Raw genomic sequence first — 18,948 nt, 5'->3', positions numbered from 1 at the left:
CTGTTTGCAAATGAATTTGTGTATCGTAATATGAAGTCAAGGAGGAGACACCCATGTACGCACAAATGGTGGAGACGGGCCTCAAAAATGTCCGCACAGAAAGTGACATGAGCGCCGAAGAGCGTGCCTTTCAACAACGCATCGACGACGGCATCAAGATCGAGCCGAAGGACTGGATGCCGGAGGCCTACCGCAAGACGCTGATCCGGCAGATTTCGCAGCACGCGCACTCGGAGATCGTCGGCCAGCTGCCCGAGGGGAACTGGGTCACGCGCGCGCCGACCTTGAAGCGCAAATCGATTTTGCTGGCGAAGATCCAGGACGAAGCGGGCCATGGCCTGTACCTGTACAGCGCTGCCGAAACGCTGGGCGTCTCGCGCGACGAACTGCTGGCCGCGCTCCATGCCGGCAAGGCCAAGTACTCGAGCATCTTCAACTACCCGACGCTGTCGTGGGCCGACATCGGTGCCATCGGCTGGCTCGTCGACGGCTCCGCGATCATCAACCAGATCCCGCTGTGCCGCTGCTCGTACGGCCCGTATTCGCGGGCGATGATCCGCGTCTGCAAGGAAGAGTCGTTCCACGCGCGGCAGGGCTACGACATCATGATGAGCCTTGCCAAGGGCACGCCCGAACAGAAGGCGATGGCGCAGGATGCGCTGAACCGCTGGTGGTGGCCGTCGTTGATGATGTTCGGTCCATCGGATGCGGACTCCGTCAACAGCGCCCAATCGACGAAGTGGCGCATCAAGCTGTTCTCCAACGACGAGCTGCGCCAGCGCATGGTCGACCAGACCGTGCCGCAGGCCGAGTACCTGGGCCTGACGATCCCCGACCCGGACCTGAAATGGAACGAGGAACGGGGCCATTACGACTTCGGCGAGATCGACTGGGAAGAATTCCACAACGTCCTGAAGGGCAACGGCCCCTGCAACCGCGAGCGGCTGCGCACGCGCGTGCAAGCCTGGGACGACGGCGAGTGGTTCCGCGAAGCGCTCGTGGCGCACACCGAGAAAAAACAGAAAGCAGCGTGAGGAGACAAGCATGAGCAAGGAATGGCCCCTGTGGGAAGTGTTCATCCGCAGCCAGCACGGCCTGGCCCACAAGCACGTGGGCAGCCTGCACGCGCCGGATGCCGAGATGGCGATCAATAACGCCCGCGACGTGTACACGCGCCGCAACGAAGGCGTGTCGATCTGGGTCGTGCGCGCGGCGGACATCGTTGCCAGCAGCCCGTTCGACAAGGGCGCGCTGTTCGAGCCCGCCAACAGCAAGGTGTACCGCCACCCGACCTTCTTCCCGATGCCGGAAGAAGTCAAGAACCTGTAAGGCCGCGCCATGGATGCCAAGTTGCAGTATCTGCTGCGCCTGGGCGACAACGCCCTCGTGCTGAGCCAGCGCCTGTCCGAGTTGTGCGGCAAAGGGCCGGCACTGGAAGAGGACATGGCGCTGACCAACGTCGCGCTGGACCTGCTGGGGCAGGCCCGCATGTGGCTCACATATGCGGGTGAGCTGGAAGGGCGTGGTCGCGACGAGGATGCGCTGGCCTACCTGCGCGACGCGCACGACTTCCACAACGCGCTGCTGGTCGAACAGCCGAATGGCAATTACGCGCACACGATGATGCGCCAGTTCTACTTCGACACGTGGCATTACTTCCTCATCGGTGCGCTGGTGCAGTCGTCCGATGCGCGCATCGCGGAGATCGCCGAGAAGTCGCTGAAGGAAGTCACGTACCACCTGCGCCGCAGCGGCGACCTGGTGGTGCGCCTGGGCGACGGCACGGCCACGAGCCACGCCTACATGCAGACGGCGGCCGACGAGCTGTGGATGTACACGGGCGAGCTGTTCATGGAAGACGACGTCGACGCGCAGATGATCGCCGCCGGCGTCGCCCCCGCGGCGGCCGGCCTGCGCACCCAATGGCTGGCGCACGTGGCCGACATCTTTGCCGAAGCGACGCTGACGATGCCCGCGCCGGACGCGTGGATGCAGAAGGGCGGCAAGCAGGGCCGCCACAGCGAACACCTGGGCTACCTGCTGGCCGAGATGCAGTTCCTGCAGCGCGCCTATCCGGGCGCGCAGTGGTGATGCGATGAGTGACCACATGAACGCGCTCTTAGTGGACGAAGCCACCGTCTGGTCATGGCTCGCCGAGGTGCCGGACCCGGAGATCCCCGTGATCTCCGTCGTCGACCTGGGCATCGTGCGCGGCGTGGCCGTGCAGGGCGGCGACGCCGTCACCGTGACGATCACGCCCACGTATTCCGGCTGCCCGGCGATGCAGGTAATCGAGAGCGCCGTGCGCGAGGCACTGCATCGGCGTGGCGTCGAGCACGTGCACGTCGCCACCCGGCTGTCGCCCGCATGGACGACGGACTGGATGAGCGAGTCCGGCAAGGCCAAATTGACAGGCTACGGCATCGCGCCGCCGGCGCAGACGGTGCAGCTGCATGGCAGCCTGGCCGCCGCCGTAGCGCGCCGCGCGTCCCTCGCACCGACGGTCGCCTGCCCGCATTGCGGATCGACGCATACCGAAATGACGAGCCAGTTCGGCTCCACGCCGTGCAAGGCGCTGTACCGCTGCCTGGCCTGCCGCGAGCCGTTCGATTACTTCAAGTGCCACTGACATCATGAGCAAATTCCATCCGCTGACCGTCTCCCGGGTACACAACGAAACGCGCGACTGCATCGCCGTCACGTTCGCCGTGCCGCCCGAGCTGCGGGACAGCTTCCAGTATCAGCAGGGCCAGCACCTGACCTTGCGTGCGCTGATCGACGGCCAGGACGTGCGCCGCTCGTATTCGATCTGCTCGGCCGTGCAGGACGGCGCGCTGCGCGTGGCGATCAAGCGCACGCCCGGCGGCATGTTCTCCACCTGGGCCAACGAAGCGCTGCGCCCAGGCGCCGTGCTCGAAGTGATGCCGCCGATGGGCCACTTCAACGTGCCGCTGCATGGCGAGAACCGCAAGCACTACCTGGCGTTCGCCGCGGGCAGCGGCATCACGCCGATCCTGTCGATCGTCAAGACGACGCTGCTGACGGAGCCGCAGAGCCGCTTCACCCTCGTGTATGGCAACCGGGCGTCGTCGTCGGTGATCTTCAAGAACGAGCTGACGGAACTGAAGGACCTGTTCCTGGAGCGCCTGAACGTCGTCTACGTGATGAGCCGCGAGCAGCAGGACATCGACCTGTTCAACGGCCGCATCACGCAGGAAAAGACCCGGCAGCTGCTGGAGCACTGGATCGACATCGAAGACTACGACACGGCGTTCATCTGCGGCCCGGAAGACATGATGCAGGGCGTCTCGAGCGCGCTGAAGGAGGCCGGCATGCCGGCTGCGAACATCAAGTTCGAACTCTTTGCCGCATCGATCCCGAAGCACGAGCACAAGCCGCGCGCACTGGATGCGCGGGCGGCGCAGCACCTGACCGAGGTCACCGTGATCCAGGACGGCACGGCCGCCACGTTCACGATGGAGAAGGACAAGGAATCGATCCTGGACGCGGGCCTGAAGGCCGGCCTGGAGATGCGCTACTCGTGCAAAGGGGGCGTATGCTCGACGTGCCGCTGCAAGGTCGTCGAAGGCAAGGTCGATATGGACGTCAACTATGCGCTGGAAGACTACGAGATCGCGCGCGGGTTCGTGCTGAGCTGCCAGAGTTTTCCCGCGACGGATAAAGTGGTTATCGACTTTGACCAGGCTGAGTAAAAGGGCCGGTCAAGTAGATTCAAACCCAAAAGCAACCCCTGGGGTCAGACCCGTCGGGTCTGACCCCGGCCTCTGCCTTTGGGGTATTGGAGGAGACACCAATGAACAACGACAACAAGCTGTACGAAAACATCCTGTTCAACATCAGCGAAGGCATCGCTAAGCTGACACTGAACCGCCCCGACAAGCTGAACAGCTTCACCCAGGCGATGCACCTTGAAGTGCGCGACGCATTCGAAAAGATCCGCGCCGACAAATCCGTACGCGTGCTCGTGCTGACGGGCGCCGGCCGCGGTTTCTGCGCGGGCCAGGACTTGTCCGACCGCGCCGTCGCGCCGGGCGGCCAGCCGGTGGACCTGGGCGACTCCGTCGAGAAGTTCTATGCACCGCTGGTCCTGGCGATCAAGGAGCTGCCGATGCCGGTGATCTGCGCCGTCAACGGCGTGGCCGCCGGCGCCGGTGCCAACCTGGCGCTCGCGTGCGACATCGTGCTGGCCGCGAAGTCGGCGACGTTCATCGAAGCGTTCTGCAAGCTGGGCCTGATCCCGGACACGGGCGGCACGTGGCACCTGCCGCGGCTCGTCGGCCCGGCGCGCGCGATGGGGCTGGCGCTGCTCGGCGAGAAGCTGACGGCCGATCGTGCCGAGCAATGGGGCCTGATCTGGAAGGCGCTGCCGGACGATGCGCTGATGACGGAAACGCTGGCGCTGGCCGAGCACTTCGCATGCGCGCCGACGAAAGGGCTGGCCTACACGAAGCACGCGCTGCAGGTCTCGTGGGCGAATACGCTGCCGGACCAGCTGAAGCTCGAGGCGCAGATGATGCGCGAGCTGGGCAACAGCCACGATTACCGCGAAGGCGTCGATGCCTTCATCGGCAAACGCACGCCGCACTTCAAGGGGGAATGATGGCCGCTCTGGGACAAACCAGCATCGTTGCCGTCATCGGCAGTGGCGCAATGGGTGCAGGCATCGCGCAGGTCGCGGCTGCCGCGGGACACACCGTGAAACTGTACGACGCCCGGCCCGACGCCGTGGACAAGGCGCTCGACGGTATCTGTTCGGCCTGGGGCAAGCTGGCCGCCAAGGGCAAGATGAGCGCGGCCGAAGCGGAAGCCGCCGTTGGGCGCCTCGTGCGCGCCCCATCGCTGGCGCAGCTGGCCGACGCCGACCTCGTGATCGAAGCGATCGTCGAGAACCTCGATGCGAAGCGCGCGCTGTTCGCCGAGCTGGAAAGCATCGTCGCGGACGACGCGATCCTGGCCACCAATACATCGTCGCTGTCCGTCACGGCCATCGGGGCGGCGCTGCGCCGGCCGGAGCGCCTGGTCGGCATGCACTTCTTCAATCCGGTGCCGCTGATGGCGCTGGTGGAAGTGGTCAGCGGCCTCGCCACGGATGCCGCCGTCGCGCAAGCCGTGCAAGATACCGCGGCCGCGTGGGGCAAGTCCCCGGTGCACGCGAAGTCGACGCCGGGCTTCATCGTCAACCGCGTGGCACGGCCGTATTACGCGGAAGGCTGGCGGCTGCTGAGCGAACAGGCGGCGGACCCGGCGTCGATCGATGCGGTGATGCGCGAGGCGGGCGGGTTCCGGATGGGGCCCTTCGAGCTGATGGACCTGATCGGCCACGACGTCAACTACGCCGTCACGAAATCCGTGTTCGACGCCTATTACGGCGACCAGCGCTTCACGCCTTCCGTGCTGCAGCTGGAGATGGTCGATGCCGGCTTCCTCGGCCGCAAGGCCGGCCGCGGCTTCTACCGCTATGCGGAGAACGCCGTGCCGCCGCAGCCGAAGAGCGAGCCGGCCTACCCGCGTCCGGAGTACGTAGGCTACAGCCTCGAGGCGGGCGCGAACGGCGGGCTGACGGAGCCGATGCTGGCGCGGCTGGAGGCGCACGGCATCCACGTCACGCGGCGCACCTCGGCCGAAGGCCACCAGCATGCGGAAGCGCCTGCGTTCCACTGCAATGGCGCGGCGATCTACCTGACGGACGGCCGCACGGCCACCGCACGGGCCCGCACCAACCGGCATGACGACACGGTGGTGTTCGACCTCGTGCTCGATGCGGCCAAGGCGACGCGCATCGCGCTGGCCCGTGCCGACCAGTGCGGTGAAGGAGCGTGGCGGGCGGCCGTCGGCCTGTTCCAGTCGGCCGGCTTCACCGTGACGCGGCTGGACGACGTGGCTGGCCTGGCGGTGATGCGCACCGTCGCGATGCTGGCCAACGAGGCGGCCGACGCCGTGCACCAGGGCGTGTGCAGCGCGCGCGCCGTCGACACCGCCATGCAGAAGGGCGTCAACTATCCGAAAGGCCCGCTGGCGTGGGCGGACGCGATCGGCGTCGGCCATGTCGTCCGGGTGCTGGACAACCTGGCGGCCACGTATGGCGAAGACCGCTACCGTGTCTCGCCGCTGCTGCGCCGCCGTCACGCGGCGGGAAAGCGTCTCCATGCCGAATGACACGCATGTGATGGACCCGCAGGCGCTGGCCGAAGCGGCCGGCGCGGCGATGTACGAACGCGACCCGGCCAGCCGCACGTTGGGCATGCGCCTGGACGAGATCCGCCCCGGTTATGCGCGCATGTCGATGCGCGTGCGGCCGGACATGCTGAACGGCCACGCCACGTGCCACGGCGGCTTCATCTTCGCGCTGGCCGACAGCGCCTTTGCCTTTGCGTGCAACAGCCATAACCACGTGACGGTGGGCGCCGGCTGCACGATCGATTATCTGGCGCCAGGACGCCAGGACGACCTGCTCACCGCCACGGCGACAGAGCGGGCGCTTGCCGGCAAGACCGGCATCTACGACGTCGACGTCGTGAACCAGGACGGCCGCCTGATCGCCACGTTCCGGGGCAAGTCGCACCGGATCGGCGGCACGGTCGCCTGACCAGGCTTGCAGTAAACGATAGAGGAGACACCATGGTTGCCCGTATTCCAGGGGCTAGTGAGCTCGAGCCCATCGAGCGCGCCAGCCGCGACGAGCTGCAGGCGCTGCAATTGCAGCGGCTGCGCCACACGCTGAAACACGCTTACGAGAACGTGCCGCACTACCGCGCCGCGTTCGACGCGAAGGGCGTGCATCCGGACGATCTGCACACCCTTGCCGACCTGGCGAAGTTCCCGTTCACGGACAAGAAGGCGCTGCGCGATAACTACCCGTTCGGCATGTTCGCCGTGCCGCGCGAGCAGGTGGTGCGCGTGCATGCATCCAGCGGCACGACGGGCAAGCCCACCGTGGTCGGCTACACGAAGAACGACATCGACGTGTGGGCCGGCGTCGTCGCCCGCTCGATCCGCGCGGCCGGTGGCCGGGCCGGCGACATCGTCCACATCGCCTACGGCTACGGCCTGTTCACGGGCGGCCTGGGCGCCCACTACGGCGCCGAGCGGCTCGGCTGCACGGTGGTGCCGATGTCCGGCGGGCAGACGGAAAAGCAGGTGCAGCTGATCCGCGACTTCGAGCCGTCGATCATCATGGTCACGCCGTCGTACATGCTCAACATCGTCGAGGAATTCCAGCGCCAGGGCGTGGACCCGGCCACGTCGTCGCTGAAGGTGGGCATCTTCGGCGCCGAGCCGTGGACGGATGCGATGCGGCGCGAGATCGAACAGCGCGCCGGCATCGATGCCGTCGATATCTATGGGCTGTCGGAAGTGATGGGCCCAGGTGTCGCTTCCGAGTGCATCGAGAGCAAGGACGGTCCGGTGATCTGGGAAGACCATTTCTACCCCGAGATCATCGACCCGGAAACGGGCGAGGTGCTGCCGGACGGCGCCGAGGGCGAACTGGTGTTCACATCCCTGACGAAAGAGGCGATGCCGGTGATCCGCTACCGCACGCGCGACCTGACGAAGCTGCTGCCGCCGACGTCGCGCGCGATGCGCCGCATCGGTAAGATCACGGGGCGTTCGGACGACATGCTGATCATCCGCGGCGTCAACGTGTTCCCCACGCAAATCGAGGAGCTGATCTTCAAGATGCCGAAACTGGCGCCGCAGTACCAGCTCGTCGTGTCGCGCGACGGGCACCTGGACAAGCTGGACGTCGTGGCGGAGCTGCGCCAGGAAGTGGCTGCGCTGCTGTCGGACAGCGAAGTGGCCGCGCTGGGGCGCGAGCTGGAACACCACATCAAGACGTACGTCGGCGTCACCACCCGCGTCAGCGTGGTGGGACCGGACGGCATCGAACGCACGCTGACGGGCAAGGCCCGCCGCGTGATCGACAAACGACCAAGGAATTGACATGACAGATGCATTCATCATCGACGCGATCCGCACCCCGTTCGGCCGCTACGGCGGCGCGCTCGCCGCGGTGCGCACGGACGACCTGGCCGCGCTGCCAATCCGTGCGCTGATCGAGCGTCACCCATCCATCGACTGGGCGAAGGTGGACGACGTGCTGCTGGGCTGCGCCAACCAGGCGGGCGAGGACAACCGCAACGTGGGCCGCATGGCCGCGCTGCTGGCCGGCCTGCCGGCGGACGTGCCGGGCAATACGATCAACCGCTTGTGCGGCTCGAGCCTGGATGCCGTCGGTACCGCTGCGCGGGCGATCCGCGCCGGCGAGGCGCACCTGATGATCGCCGGCGGCGTCGAGAGCATGACGCGCGCGCCGTTTGTGATGGGCAAGGCGGACAGCGCATTCTCGCGCGCCGCGAAGATCGAGGATACGACGATCGGCTGGCGCTTCGTCAATCCGAAGATGAAGGAGCAGTACGGCATCGACAGCATGCCCGAGACGGCGGAAAACGTGGCCGAGGAATTCGGCGTGAACCGCGCCGACCAGGATGCGTTCGCACTGCGCAGCCAGCAGCGCTGGGCCGCCGCGCAGGCCGCCGGCCTGTTCAAGGACGAGATCGTGCCCGTCACGCTGCATTCGAAGAAGGGCGAGTCGACGGTGTTCGACACGGACGAGCATCCGCGCCCGGACACGACGATCGAGAAACTGGCGCAGCTGAAGGGTGTCGTGAAGCCGGGCGGAACTGTCACAGCCGGTAACGCATCCGGCGTCAACGACGGCGCGTGCGCGCTGCTGCTGGCTTCCCGCCAGGCCGTCGAGCAATACGGCCTGAAGCCCCGTGCGAAAGTGCTGGGCATGGCCGTGGCGGGTCTGCCGCCGCGGATCATGGGCTTCGGCCCGGCCCCGGCGTCGAAGAAGCTGCTGGCGCAGCTGGGCATGACGATCGACCAGATAGACGTGATCGAGTTGAACGAAGCATTCGCCGCGCAGGGCCTTGCCGTGCTGCGCGACCTGGGCGTGCCGGACGATGCGGCGCACGTGAACCCGAACGGCGGTGCGATCGCGCTGGGCCACCCGCTGGGCGCATCCGGCGCGCGGCTCGTCACGGCGGCCGTCAACCAGCTCGAGCGCACGGGCGGGCGCTATGCGCTGTGCACGATGTGCATTGGCGTCGGCCAGGGCATCGCGCTCGTCATCGAACGGGTGTGAGGGACGATGGTCAAAGTCTACGAGATCAACGGCATCAAGCCGGTCGTGCATCCGACCGCCTACGTGCACCCGACGGCCGTGCTGATCGGCGACGTGATCGTCGGCCCGCGTTGTTACGTGGGGCCGTGCGCGTCGCTGCGGGGCGACTTCGGCCGGCTGATCCTGGAAGAGGGCGCGAACGTGCAGGACGGCTGCGTGATGCATGGCTTCCCCGGTTCTGATACGGTCGTCGAGGTCGATGGCCACATCGGCCATGGCGCCGTGCTGCACGGCTGCCGGATCGGCCGCAATGCGCTCGTCGGCATGAATGCCGTGGTGATGGACAACGCCGTCGTCGGCTGCGAGTCGATCGTCGCGGCGATGAGCTTCGTGAAGGCGAACATGGCGATCCCGCCGCGCAGCATGGTGATGGGCACGCCCGCCCGCATCGTGCGGGACGTGACGGATGCGGAGATCGCATGGAAGAACGTCGGCACCGCGCAATACCACGAGCTGGCGGAACGCTCGCTGGCGACGATGCGCGAAGTGGAAGCACTGACGGAAGTGGAACCGGACCGGCAGCGCATGCAATGGGAAAGCTCGGTGCCGCTGCACGTGCACAAGAACGCGAACCAGAACTGATTGGAGACGAAGATGGGACACATGTCCACGCCAGCTACGTTACAGAGCTTCATCGCCGGCCGCTGGCACGGCGGCACGGCGCACCAGCCGCTGCACAGCGCGCTGAACAACAGCCTGATCTACCACACGCATGCGGAGACGATCGATTTCGCCGAAGTGCTGGACTACGGCCGCAAGACTGGCATCCGGAGCCTGATGGCGCTCGACTTCCAGCAGCGTGCCGCGCGCCTGAAAGCGCTGGCGGCCTACCTGATGGAGCGCAAGGAAGAGCTGTACGAGATCTCGCGCTACACGGGCGCGACGCGGCCGGACAGCTGGATCGATGTCGAGGGCGGCATCGGCACGCTGTACGCGTATGCCAGCATCGGCAGCCGCGAGCTGCCGTCGTCGAACGTGCTGCATGAAGGCCCCGCGATGCCGCTCGGGAAGCGCGGCGGGTTCTCCGGCACGCACATTCTCGTGCCGCGCGGCGGCGTGGCCGTGCACATCAACGCGTTCAACTTCCCGATCTGGGGCTTGCTGGAGAAATTCGCACCCAGCTTCCTGGCGGCGATGCCATGCATCGGCAAGCCGGCCACCGCGACGAGCTATGTCACCGAGGCGCTGGTGCGGATGATTCACGCTTCCGGCCTGGTGCCGGACGGCGCGCTGCAACTGGTGATCGGCAGCACGGGCGACCTGCTCGACCGCTTGAGCGGGTTCGACGCCGTCACGTTCACCGGTTCGGCCGACACGGCCGCGAAGCTGCGCGCGAACCGCAACCTGATCGCCAACTCGGTGCCGTTCACGGCGGAAGCTGATTCGCTGAACTGCGCGATCCTGGCACCCGACGTCACGCCGGATGATCCCGAGTTTGACCTGTTCGTCAAGGAAGTGGCGCGTGAGATGACGGCGAAGGCGGGCCAGAAGTGCACGGCGATCCGCCGCATCATCGTGCCGCGCACGCAGGCCGAAGCGGTGGCCGAGCGGCTGCGCGAGCGGCTGGTGAAGGTGACGGTGGGCGACCCGTCGATCGAAGGCGTGCGCATGGGCGCGCTGGCGTCAAAGGACCAGCAGCGCGACGTGGCCGCGCAGGTCGACCGCCTGCTGGCGGGGAACGAACTGATTTACGGCCGGCCGGAAGAATTGAAGCTGGTCGGCGACGGCGTGCACGACGGCGCGTTCTTCGCGCCGACGCTCGTCATGTGCCGCAACGCGATGGAGAACGACGCGGTGCACGACGTCGAAGCATTTGGCCCCGTCAGCACGCTGATGACGTATGACGGCATCGACGAAGCCTTGGCACTGGCCGCGCGCGGCAAGGGCAGCCTCGTGTCGACCCTGGTGACGAAGGATCCGCGGACGGCGGCCTATGCGGTGCCGATCGCCGCCGCGCATCACGGCCGCGTGCTGGTGCTGGAACGCGAAGCCTCGGTCGATTCGACCGGTCACGGCTCGCCGCTGCCGCAGCTGAAGCACGGCGGGCCCGGACGTGCGGGGGGCGGCGAGGAGCTGGGCGGCATCCGCGCCGTCAAGCACTTCCTGCAGCGCACCGCCGTGCAGGGCTCGCCGACGATGCTGTCCGCGATCACGGGCGAGTACGTGCGTGGCGGTGCCGTCGTCGAGTCGGAAGTGCACCCGTTCCGCAAGCACTTCGAGGACCTGCGCGTGGGCGACTCGCTGCTGACGCACCGCCGCACGGTGAGCGAGGCGGACATTGTCAACTTCGGGGGCGTGTCGGGCGACTACTTCTACATGCACTTCGACGACATCGCCGCGAAGGACACGCAGTTCGGCCAGCGCATCGCGCACGGCTACTTCGTGCTGTCGGCGGCGGCAGGGCTGTTCGTGTCGCCGGCACCGGGCCCCGTGCTGGCGAACTACGGCCTCGACAACCTGCGTTTCGTGGCCCCGGTGGCGATCGGCGACACGATCCGCGCGCGCCTCACGTGCAAACGCAAGGTCGACCGCAACCGCACCGACCACCGCGGCGTGGGCCAGGGCGTCGTCGCGTGGGACGTGCAGGTGACGAACCAGCGCGACGAGCTGGTGGCCAGTTACGACATCCTGACCCTGGTGGCGAAGCGGGCCTGATCAGGCCTGGCCGAAGGGATCTTCGATCGAGCGGGCCGGCTGGGTAAACCAGCGCGGCCCGTTTTCCGTCATGTAGAAGTGATCCTCGTGGCGGATGCCGAACTCGCCCGGCACGCAGATCATCGGCTCATTTGAGAAGCACATGCCGACGTCGAGCGGGGTCTTGTCGCCGCCGACGAGGTAGGGCCATTCGTGGATGTCAAGGCCGATGCCGTGGCCCGTGCGGTGCGGCAGGCCGGGCAGCTTGTAGCCGGGGCCGAAGCCGGCGGCCTCCAGCGAACGGCGCGCGGCCGCGTCGACTTCCTCGCATGGCACGCCCAGCTGCGCCGCATCGAACGCGGCCTGCTGCGCCGCCTTCTCCGCATTCCATACTTCACGCTGGCGCGCGGTCGGCGTGCCGAACACGTAGGTGCGGGTGATGTCCGAGATGTAGTCGTGCAGCTTGCAGCCGGTGTCGATCAGCACGACGTCGCCGTCCTTCAGCGTCCGGACGTACGACACGCCGTGCGGGAACGCCGTCGCGGCGCCGAACAGCACGATCTTGAAGTACGACCCGGCGGCGCCGACCTTGCGGTGCGCGCGGTCGATGAACTCCTCCACTTCCTTCGTCGTGATGCCGGCGCGGAGCATGCTTGCGGTGGCGACGTGGACGGCCAGCGTCATGTCCTTGGCGCGCTGCATCAGCGCGATCTCGGCCGGCGACTTGCGCGTGCGGCAGTGCGCCGTCACGCTCTTCGCGTTCTCCAGCGTGTAGCCCTGCGCGAGCTGGCGGATGCCGTCGGCCGTGAAGAACGGCGTGCTCTCGTCGATGCCGATGCGCGCACCGGCATGGATGCCGAGCCGCGCCAGCACGTCAACGAACAGCGCGCACGGGTTTTGGTGCTCGTGCCACGTGTGGACGGGGCCTTGCACGAGCATGAAGTCCTTCAGGGTGTCTTCCTCGAAGGCGGGGGCGAGATAGGCGAGTGGCCCGTCGGCCGGCAGCACGGCGCCGACCATACGCTCGCTGGGGTGCCATTTCGTGCCGGTGAAGTAGAGGAGGTTGGTGCCGGCGTTGAGCCACACGGCCGCGATGCCCTGCGCCCGCATGAAGGCCTGCGCCTTCGCGATGCGGGCAAGATGCTCATCCCGCCCGATCGGCTGCGCGCCGGCCGTCATATCGGCCAGCGCGGCCAGTGCTTCGTCGATCGTCTTCCCACCAATAGCCATGCCCGCTCCTTCCACAAAACGGGCATCTTAGCAATGTTTCCAAAATCTGGGGACTGTCCCTCGTTTTTGGAAATATTTCCCAAATCGAGGGACAGTCCCCATCGGTCGATGTTGCGGGCTTACGACGTTCTGCCTGATGCAGCACGTATCAGCCCTTGTAAATGCCGGATAAACCGTTGCTTTGCCGGGGAGGGACTGTCCCCGAATTTTGGAAATATTTCCAGAATCGAGGGACAGTCCCCAGCGGGTTTGCAACGAAAGGTGTTACTGCGTGACGACACTCACCTTGTCGACGACGAACGAGGTCTGCAGCGAGCTGTCTTCCGTCATTGCGAACGACAGCCGGACCGTCTGGCCTTTGTACGCGGTCAGGTTGAACGTGCGCACCTGGTAGCCGGAGGCGGCGTTGGCGTTCGAGTACGTTGCCAGCGTGCCCAAGGTCGTGCCGGACGTGTTCTTCACTGCCACGACGAGCTTGTCGTATGCGGTGGAGCCCGATTCGGCCGTGTCGATGTGCAGCGCGAACGTCATCGTGGCGGAGGTCGCGGTCGACGGGATCGTGATGTCCTGCGTCAGCGTTTCCGTTGCCGTGCTGCCGTTGCCGCCCAGGTAGGCGTAGCGGGTGCCTTCGTACGCGGTCTGGCCCGTGAACATGCCGATGACGCCCGTCGTGCCGGCCCAGCCGGTCGTGCCGGATTCGAAGCCGCCGTTCGTCACGCGCTCCGTGCTGCCGCCGCCCGTCGTGCTGACGGTCAGCGTCGCGTTACCCGACGTGACGGTCACCGGCGACGATGCCGAGTCGGTCACGGTGGCCTTGAACACGGCGCCGTTGTCGGTCGATTGCGCGGCGAACGAGTAGGTGGCCGACGTGGCGCCGCTGATCAGCGAGCCGTTCTTATACCACTTGTAGCTGTACGGCGAGGTACCGCCGCTTGCACCGACCGTGAACGTCGCGGTGCCGCCCGGCGCGACGGTGATGCTGGCCGGCTGCGTCGTGATCGACAGCGCCGTGCCGCCCGCGGTCTCGGGGACGTCGGTGCCGACGTTGATCGCGGCATAGGCGCGCTTGACGGCGGTTGCTTCCTTGCTGCCGACGCCATACAGTTCCTCGGCCGCGGTGACCATCTTGTTACGCGCGTCGGCGTAGTTGGTCGACGACGTGAACTTCTGCGTGTTGGCGCGGAACCAGATGCGGAACGCCTTGTCGTTGCCGATGCCCGTCATCGCCAGCGGCTGCTGGTTCAGGTACTGGCTGTAGTAGTCGCTGGAGGACGACGAGTTCGAGCCTTGCGACAGGAAGTAGAACATGCGGTTGTTCGGGCCGGAGCTGTAGTGCACGTTCAGGTTCTTCAGCGACGTGCTCCACGCGTTCGGGCTCTGGCCGTCCTTGCTCGGCTTGTACATATAGCGCAGTGGCGAACCGCTGCGGCTGATCTCGCGGCCCATCACCCAGTCGTTGCCGGTGGCCGGGATCACGCTGCCGGTGCCGCCGGCGCGCGCATACGCTTCCGTCATCTCGCCGCCGATGTCCGACGACGATTCGTTCAAGCCGCCCGATTCGCCCGAGTACGTGAGGTTGGACGTCGCATCCGTCACGCCGTGGTGCATCTCGTGGCCGATCACGTCGATCGAGCCCAGGTTGTAGAACGAAGTGCCGCCGTCGCCGATGTACATGCACTTGCAGCCCGGCTCGAAGAACGCGTTGTCGTACTGGTTGTCGACGTGGACGGCGATGTAGGTCGACGTGTTGTTGCCGTCCAGGCTTTGCCAGCCCAGCACGTTCTTCATCGCGTCGTAGGTGTTCATCAGGCCCCACAGCGCGTTGACCGCCGCCGTCTGGCCGTTCGCGTTGGTCGTGCTGCCGCCATTGATGTACTGCTGGCCATCGCCCCAGGTGTTGGTGCTGTTCGTGTAGATCGTGCCGGGGTTCGGGTTCGATTCCGGGCTGTGATTCGCGTTGGTGATCGCCATGCCGCCGTACTTGCCGCCGACGCCGCGGGTGCTGTCCAGCATCTGGTAGGTGCTGCCGACCAGCGTCGTGTTGATCGGCACGGTGCCGTTGTACTGGCTCTTGCCGGAGCCGACGACCGATTGCAGCGCATCCCATTCGGCGATCACGGCGCCCGTGTGGGCATTGACGATCGTGTCGCGGTAGATCAGCCGCTTGCCGCTCGCCATGCGCGTCTTGACGAGGTAGGCCAGCTCGTAATGGTCGACGACTTCCTCGACGTCCAGCGCGTTCAGCGCGCTCTCGGCCTTCTTCTCGGCGCCCGCCACGCGCACCGTCTTCATCACCGGGTAGATCAGCAGTTCCGCTTCCGGCTTCCAGCGATGCACGCCCACCGGTGCGACGCGCTTGACGACGCTGGCGATCGCATCTTCCTTCGCCACGGTCGGCGTCACGTCCGGTGCCGTCTTGCCCGTCGCGGCCGCGGCGCGCGACGCGTCCAGGCCATTGCGGCGCTCCGATGCGGACTCGCTGATGATCTCGCCGTTGTCGTCGGTGACGACGACGGATTCGGAGCCGAACACGCGCAGGCCTTTCCACGTGTGCTGGGCGCGCGTGATGCGGGTGCCGCGTTCGCCCGGCTGCTGCTTGCTGACGATGAAGCCGTGGTCCTCGTCCAGGCCGGCGGCGGCGCGCCGCGCGGCGAGACGGTTCTCCAGGTTCGCCTTGACGGTGGCGCTCATTTCCTGGGCGGGTGCAGCCATCAGGCTTTCAGGAAGCATGGCGCCGGTCTGGGCGCTTGCGCCGGCATACGGCAGTGCCGCGACGACGGCGGCGAGTAAGGTCATGCGAAGGTTCATCTCTTCTCCAATGGTGGAAAGTGAAGTGGCGGGTCCGCTGTTTTCGCGGGTGATCGCGACGTTATGCGTTTCACATTTCCGCTGTCAAAAATCTTCGCAAATGAGTCTGGCTGCGGCGTTTTGTTAAAAATGAGACAGCGCCCCGCGTAAACGGCCCGCGCGCATAGCGTGATCGGCGCGAAAGTGGCGCACGATTGCGCCCTCATGTCGGCTGCCGGCAACGGGCCGGGCTTTTCAGCGCACATGCAACATTTCGGCCGTGCGCAGGTTGCACCAGATGAATCTTGGGCCGTACACTACAGTGGCACCGGACGGCCACGCATGCCCGACGGGCTCATATAAAACAGCGCAGCCGGGTAGGTACAACACGCCAGAAAATCAAGCGCTGAGGCAAACTTCAGGGACGAATCATGATCAAGGAACCAGGCCTGCACGTTCGCTTTTCTCAAGCCCCGCATCACGCGCCACCCATATAGGCAGCGTCTCATCGCACGGCCTTGCCGTGTGCATCCTGACCATCCCAACAGCGCCTGCGCCCGCTGCCCGCGGTGGAGCGGCGTATGACCTATTCATGGAGTGCCCTTGCGGGCAATGAGCTATGCTGTCGATCGCTACCAAAGTGGAACGCATCGTCATGGACTCGCCCTTCCTCAGCGAAGGGCTGCGCCGTGGCCTCATCAACCTTTCCGAACTCGCGCGCCAGTTGCAGCCGCAGCTCGAGAACGACCTGTGGAAGCCGGTCGGCCAGGCCGCCGTCGTGATGGCGCTGCGGCGCGTGTCGGAGCGCCTGCCCGAGCAGGGCACACAGGAGATCGTGCTGGCGCAGAAGACGGGCCAGCTGACGGCGCGCACGGATCTCGTCGAGCTGACCTACCGCGAGTCGGAGCACACCGACGAATGCCACCGCCGCCTGCTGGCGCAGCACGGCCGGCAGCGCAATATGTTCCTCACCGTGACGCGCGGCGTCAACGAGGCAATGGTGATCTGCAGCCGCCCGCTGATCCCGCTGGTGGAAGAGGTGTTCGAAGGCGAGACGTTGTCGGCGCGGCTGGAAAACCTGAACGCGGTCACGCTGCAACTGACGCACGACTCCGTGCGCACGCCCGGCATCTACCACGCGATCCTGAAGAAGCTGGCGTGGGACAAGGTCAATCTCGTCAACCTGATCTCCACGCATTCGGAACTGACGTTGATCCTCGACCGCGACCAGACGGCGGCCGCGTTTTCGGTGCTGGCGACGCTGGTCACGCATTGACCTCCGTTCGCGCGCCGATAGCCCAAGCTAAACCCAACGGCAGATGCCGGGGTCAGACCCGCCGGGTCTGACCCCAGGGGTTGCTTCTGGGTTGAAGTTCGACACGCCTAGCCCGCACGCAGGAACCTGTCACTTTCCGTTATTTCTTCTCCGTCGGCGTCTTCTCGTCCTCGTCGGTCGAGAAGTTCAACTCCGGCGCCTCGTCCTTCGACTCCTGCGCCGGTGCGCCATAGTCGGCCGGGGCCTCGATCTTCAGCTCCACGTCTTCCTTCATGTCGGTGCGCGTCTCGACGGAGACGAGGCGGGGGAAGCCGATGATCAATGCGACCATGACGACCTGGATGCAGACGAACGGGATCGCGCCCCAGTAGATGTCCGACGTCTTCACTTCCTTCGGCGCCACCGAACGCAGGTAGAACAGCGCGAAGCCGAACGGCGGGTGCATGAACGACGTCTGCATGTTCACGCCCAGCAGCACGCCGAACCAGATCAGGTCGATGCCCAGCTTCTCGGCCACGGGGCCCACCAGCGGCACAAGGATGAACGCCAGTTCGAAGAAGTCGAGGAAGAATGCCAGCACGAAGAACAGGATGTTCACGGCGATCAGGAAGCCCGTCTCGCCGCCCGGCAGGCTGGTCAGCAGGTGCTCGACCCACAGGTCGCCGTTCACGCCGCGGAACACGAGCGCGAATACCGTCGAGCCGATCAGGATGAACAGCACGAAGCACGACAGCCGCGTCGTCGACATCAGCGCCTGCGTCAGCAGGTCGCGGTTCAGGCGGCGGTTCAGCACCGCCAGGATCACGGCCCCCAGAGCGCCCATGCCGCCGCCTTCCGTCGGCGTGGCCAGGCCGATGAAGATCGTGCCCAGCACGAGGAAGATCAGCGCCAGCGGCGGAATCAGCACGAACACGACCTTTTCCGCCATGCGCGACAGCAGGCCCAGTTTCGCATAGCGGTTGACCAGCGCGAACGCGAACGCGCCGATGATGGCCAGGCCGGCCGAGAAGATCCCTACCTCGTCCGCATGCGCATCCGGGTGGCCCGCTTCGTACCAGTGCGCGAAGGCGAACGCGGCGCCGGCCGCGGCGACCAGCAGCACGAGCAGCGAGCGCACGCCCGAGTCGCCGTTCGGCTCGCGCAGGTTGCGCGCCTCCGGCGGCAGCGCCGGCACGTGATGGGGCTTGAAGATGGAGACGGACAGCACGTAGCCCGCGTACATGGCGGTCAGCAGCAGGCCCGGGATGAACGCGGCCTTGTACATATCGCCGACGGAGCGGCCCAGCTGGTCGGCCATCACGATCAGCACGAGCGATGGCGGAATGATCTGCGCCAGCGTGCCCGATGCGGCGATGACGCCGGCCGCGAGCCGCTTGTCGTAGCCGTAGCGCAGCATCACGGGCAGCGAGATCAGGCCCATCGAGATCACCGACGCGGCCACCACACCCGTCGTCGCGGCCAGCAGCGCGCCGACGAAGATCACGGCATACGCCACACCGCCCCGAATCGGGCCGAACAGCTGGCCAATCGTGTCGAGCAGGTCCTCGGCCATGCCGGAGCGCTCCAGGATCAGGCCCATGAACGTGAAGAACGGGATGGCCAGCAACGTGTCGTTGGCCATGATACCGAAGATCCGGTTGGGCAGGGCTTGCAGCAGTTCCGGTTTCAGCAAACCCAGTTCGACGCCGACCAAGCCGAAGAACAGCCCGTTGGCGGCCAGCGCGAACGCGACGGGGAACCCGGACAGCAGGAACAGTACGAGCACGCCGAACATGATCGGCGCGATATTGGCAATGATGAAGGCTTCCATGCG

General features: G+C 66.2%; 16 protein-coding genes. 13 read left to right on the top strand and 3 right to left on the bottom strand.

Annotation, left to right across the window (positions count from 1 at the left end):
* The first annotated feature begins 53 nt into the window (after window positions 1–53).
* From paaA to paaZ, 12 genes are all read left to right on the top strand, one after another.
* Window positions 54–1,034: a 1,2-phenylacetyl-CoA epoxidase subunit PaaA gene (paaA, locus tag IP92_RS10235; RefSeq protein WP_145874440.1), complete on the top strand. Its 981-nt coding sequence runs from the start codon at window positions 54–56 to the stop codon at window positions 1,032–1,034.
* 10 nt (window positions 1,035–1,044) lie between these two features.
* Window positions 1,045–1,329: a 1,2-phenylacetyl-CoA epoxidase subunit PaaB gene (paaB, locus tag IP92_RS10230; RefSeq protein ID WP_130187516.1), complete on the top strand. Its 285-nt coding sequence runs from the start codon at window positions 1,045–1,047 to the stop codon at window positions 1,327–1,329.
* 9 nt (window positions 1,330–1,338) lie between these two features.
* Window positions 1,339–2,091, top strand: coding sequence for a 1,2-phenylacetyl-CoA epoxidase subunit PaaC (gene paaC / locus IP92_RS10225; RefSeq protein ID WP_145874439.1), 753 nt, complete (start codon window positions 1,339–1,341; stop codon window positions 2,089–2,091).
* A 16-nt stretch (window positions 2,092–2,107) separates the two neighbouring features.
* The gene (gene paaD, locus IP92_RS10220) at window positions 2,108–2,629 is read left to right on the top strand and encodes a 1,2-phenylacetyl-CoA epoxidase subunit PaaD (RefSeq protein WP_145874438.1); all 522 of its coding nucleotides are present in this window, start codon (window positions 2,108–2,110) and stop codon (window positions 2,627–2,629) included.
* Between the two features lie 4 nt (window positions 2,630–2,633).
* Window positions 2,634–3,713 (top strand): 1,2-phenylacetyl-CoA epoxidase subunit PaaE, encoded by a 1,080-nt coding sequence (paaE, locus tag IP92_RS10215; RefSeq protein ID WP_145874437.1) that lies wholly within the window; start codon window positions 2,634–2,636, stop codon window positions 3,711–3,713.
* 101 nt (window positions 3,714–3,814) lie between these two features.
* Window positions 3,815–4,621: a 2-(1,2-epoxy-1,2-dihydrophenyl)acetyl-CoA isomerase PaaG gene (gene paaG, locus IP92_RS10210; protein ID WP_145874436.1), complete on the top strand. Its 807-nt coding sequence runs from the start codon at window positions 3,815–3,817 to the stop codon at window positions 4,619–4,621.
* A complete protein-coding gene (gene paaH, locus IP92_RS10205; RefSeq protein WP_145874853.1) occupies window positions 4,621–6,177 on the top strand; it encodes a 3-hydroxyacyl-CoA dehydrogenase PaaH in 1,557 nt (518 codons plus the stop codon). The genes paaG and paaH overlap by 1 nt, the downstream gene beginning before the upstream one ends.
* Window positions 6,167–6,607 carry a hydroxyphenylacetyl-CoA thioesterase PaaI gene (gene paaI, locus IP92_RS10200; protein WP_145874435.1) on the top strand — a complete coding sequence of 147 codons (441 nt, stop codon included), beginning with the start codon at window positions 6,167–6,169 and terminating at the stop codon, window positions 6,605–6,607. The genes paaH and paaI overlap by 11 nt, the downstream gene beginning before the upstream one ends.
* Window positions 6,608–6,639: 32 nt before the next feature.
* The gene (gene paaK / locus IP92_RS10195) at window positions 6,640–7,962 is read left to right on the top strand and encodes a phenylacetate--CoA ligase PaaK (RefSeq protein WP_145874434.1); all 1,323 of its coding nucleotides are present in this window, start codon (window positions 6,640–6,642) and stop codon (window positions 7,960–7,962) included.
* Window position 7,963: 1 nt separating this feature from the next.
* The gene (gene pcaF / locus IP92_RS10190) at window positions 7,964–9,169 is read left to right on the top strand and encodes a 3-oxoadipyl-CoA thiolase (RefSeq protein ID WP_145874433.1); all 1,206 of its coding nucleotides are present in this window, start codon (window positions 7,964–7,966) and stop codon (window positions 9,167–9,169) included.
* Between the two features lie 6 nt (window positions 9,170–9,175).
* Complete coding sequence (paaY, locus tag IP92_RS10185; protein WP_145874432.1) at window positions 9,176–9,790, top strand: phenylacetic acid degradation protein PaaY; 615 nt, start codon at window positions 9,176–9,178, stop codon at window positions 9,788–9,790.
* 21 nt (window positions 9,791–9,811) lie between these two features.
* Complete coding sequence (gene paaZ / locus IP92_RS10180; protein WP_145874431.1) at window positions 9,812–11,863, top strand: phenylacetic acid degradation bifunctional protein PaaZ; 2,052 nt, start codon at window positions 9,812–9,814, stop codon at window positions 11,861–11,863.
* Here the strand turns inward: paaZ and IP92_RS10175 are convergent, their stop codons facing one another.
* Together IP92_RS10175 and IP92_RS10170 are read right to left on the bottom strand one after the other, a co-directional pair.
* A complete protein-coding gene (locus IP92_RS10175) occupies window positions 11,864–13,072 on the bottom strand; it encodes a M24 family metallopeptidase (protein WP_145874430.1) in 1,209 nt (402 codons plus the stop codon).
* Window positions 13,073–13,336: 264 nt separating this feature from the next.
* Window positions 13,337–15,880, bottom strand: coding sequence for a M4 family metallopeptidase (locus IP92_RS10170; RefSeq protein WP_145874429.1), 2,544 nt, complete (start codon window positions 15,878–15,880; stop codon window positions 13,337–13,339).
* Between the two features lie 598 nt (window positions 15,881–16,478).
* On the opposite strand from IP92_RS10170, the gene IP92_RS10165 reads away from it, so the two are divergent.
* The gene (locus IP92_RS10165; RefSeq protein WP_145874428.1) at window positions 16,479–17,135 is read left to right on the top strand and encodes a hypothetical protein; all 657 of its coding nucleotides are present in this window, start codon (window positions 16,479–16,481) and stop codon (window positions 17,133–17,135) included.
* 139 nt (window positions 17,136–17,274) lie between these two features.
* Here IP92_RS10165 and IP92_RS10160 read toward each other — a convergent pair whose 3' ends face one another.
* A complete protein-coding gene (locus tag IP92_RS10160; RefSeq protein ID WP_145874427.1) occupies window positions 17,275–18,945 on the bottom strand; it encodes a TRAP transporter large permease in 1,671 nt (556 codons plus the stop codon).
* Window positions 18,946–18,948: the final 3 nt, after the last annotated feature.

It is taken from the genome of Pseudoduganella flava (assembly GCF_007830495.1).
Classification (GTDB): domain Bacteria; phylum Pseudomonadota; class Gammaproteobacteria; order Burkholderiales; family Burkholderiaceae_D; genus Rugamonas; species Rugamonas flava.
This window is presented reverse-complemented; position numbering and strand designations above follow the sequence as displayed.

What these genes read in the sequence shown, in the direction of transcription:
- paaZ (WP_145874431.1), top strand. Translation starts at nt 9,812, where the DNA reads ATGTCCACGCCAGCTACGTTACAGAGCTTCATCGCCGGCCGCTGGCAC.
- paaG (WP_145874436.1), top strand. Translation starts at nt 3,815, where the DNA reads ATGAACAACGACAACAAGCTGTACGAAAACATCCTGTTCAACATCAGC.
- paaD (WP_145874438.1), top strand. Translation starts at nt 2,108, where the DNA reads ATGAACGCGCTCTTAGTGGACGAAGCCACCGTCTGGTCATGGCTCGCC.
- paaB (WP_130187516.1), top strand. Translation starts at nt 1,045, where the DNA reads ATGAGCAAGGAATGGCCCCTGTGGGAAGTGTTCATCCGCAGCCAGCAC.
- IP92_RS10175 (WP_145874430.1), bottom strand. Translation starts at nt 13,072, where the DNA reads ATGGCTATTGGTGGGAAGACGATCGACGAAGCACTGGCCGCGCTGGCC.
- paaA (WP_145874440.1), top strand. Translation starts at nt 54, where the DNA reads ATGTACGCACAAATGGTGGAGACGGGCCTCAAAAATGTCCGCACAGAA.
- paaE (WP_145874437.1), top strand. Translation starts at nt 2,634, where the DNA reads ATGAGCAAATTCCATCCGCTGACCGTCTCCCGGGTACACAACGAAACG.
- IP92_RS10170 (WP_145874429.1), bottom strand. Translation starts at nt 15,880, where the DNA reads ATGAACCTTCGCATGACCTTACTCGCCGCCGTCGTCGCGGCACTGCCG.
- paaI (WP_145874435.1), top strand. Translation starts at nt 6,167, where the DNA reads ATGCCGAATGACACGCATGTGATGGACCCGCAGGCGCTGGCCGAAGCG.
- paaH (WP_145874853.1), top strand. Translation starts at nt 4,621, where the DNA reads ATGGCCGCTCTGGGACAAACCAGCATCGTTGCCGTCATCGGCAGTGGC.
- pcaF (WP_145874433.1), top strand. Translation starts at nt 7,964, where the DNA reads ATGACAGATGCATTCATCATCGACGCGATCCGCACCCCGTTCGGCCGC.
- IP92_RS10160 (WP_145874427.1), bottom strand. Translation starts at nt 18,945, where the DNA reads ATGGAAGCCTTCATCATTGCCAATATCGCGCCGATCATGTTCGGCGTG.
- paaY (WP_145874432.1), top strand. Translation starts at nt 9,176, where the DNA reads ATGGTCAAAGTCTACGAGATCAACGGCATCAAGCCGGTCGTGCATCCG.
- paaK (WP_145874434.1), top strand. Translation starts at nt 6,640, where the DNA reads ATGGTTGCCCGTATTCCAGGGGCTAGTGAGCTCGAGCCCATCGAGCGC.
- paaC (WP_145874439.1), top strand. Translation starts at nt 1,339, where the DNA reads ATGGATGCCAAGTTGCAGTATCTGCTGCGCCTGGGCGACAACGCCCTC.
- IP92_RS10165 (WP_145874428.1), top strand. Translation starts at nt 16,479, where the DNA reads ATGCTGTCGATCGCTACCAAAGTGGAACGCATCGTCATGGACTCGCCC.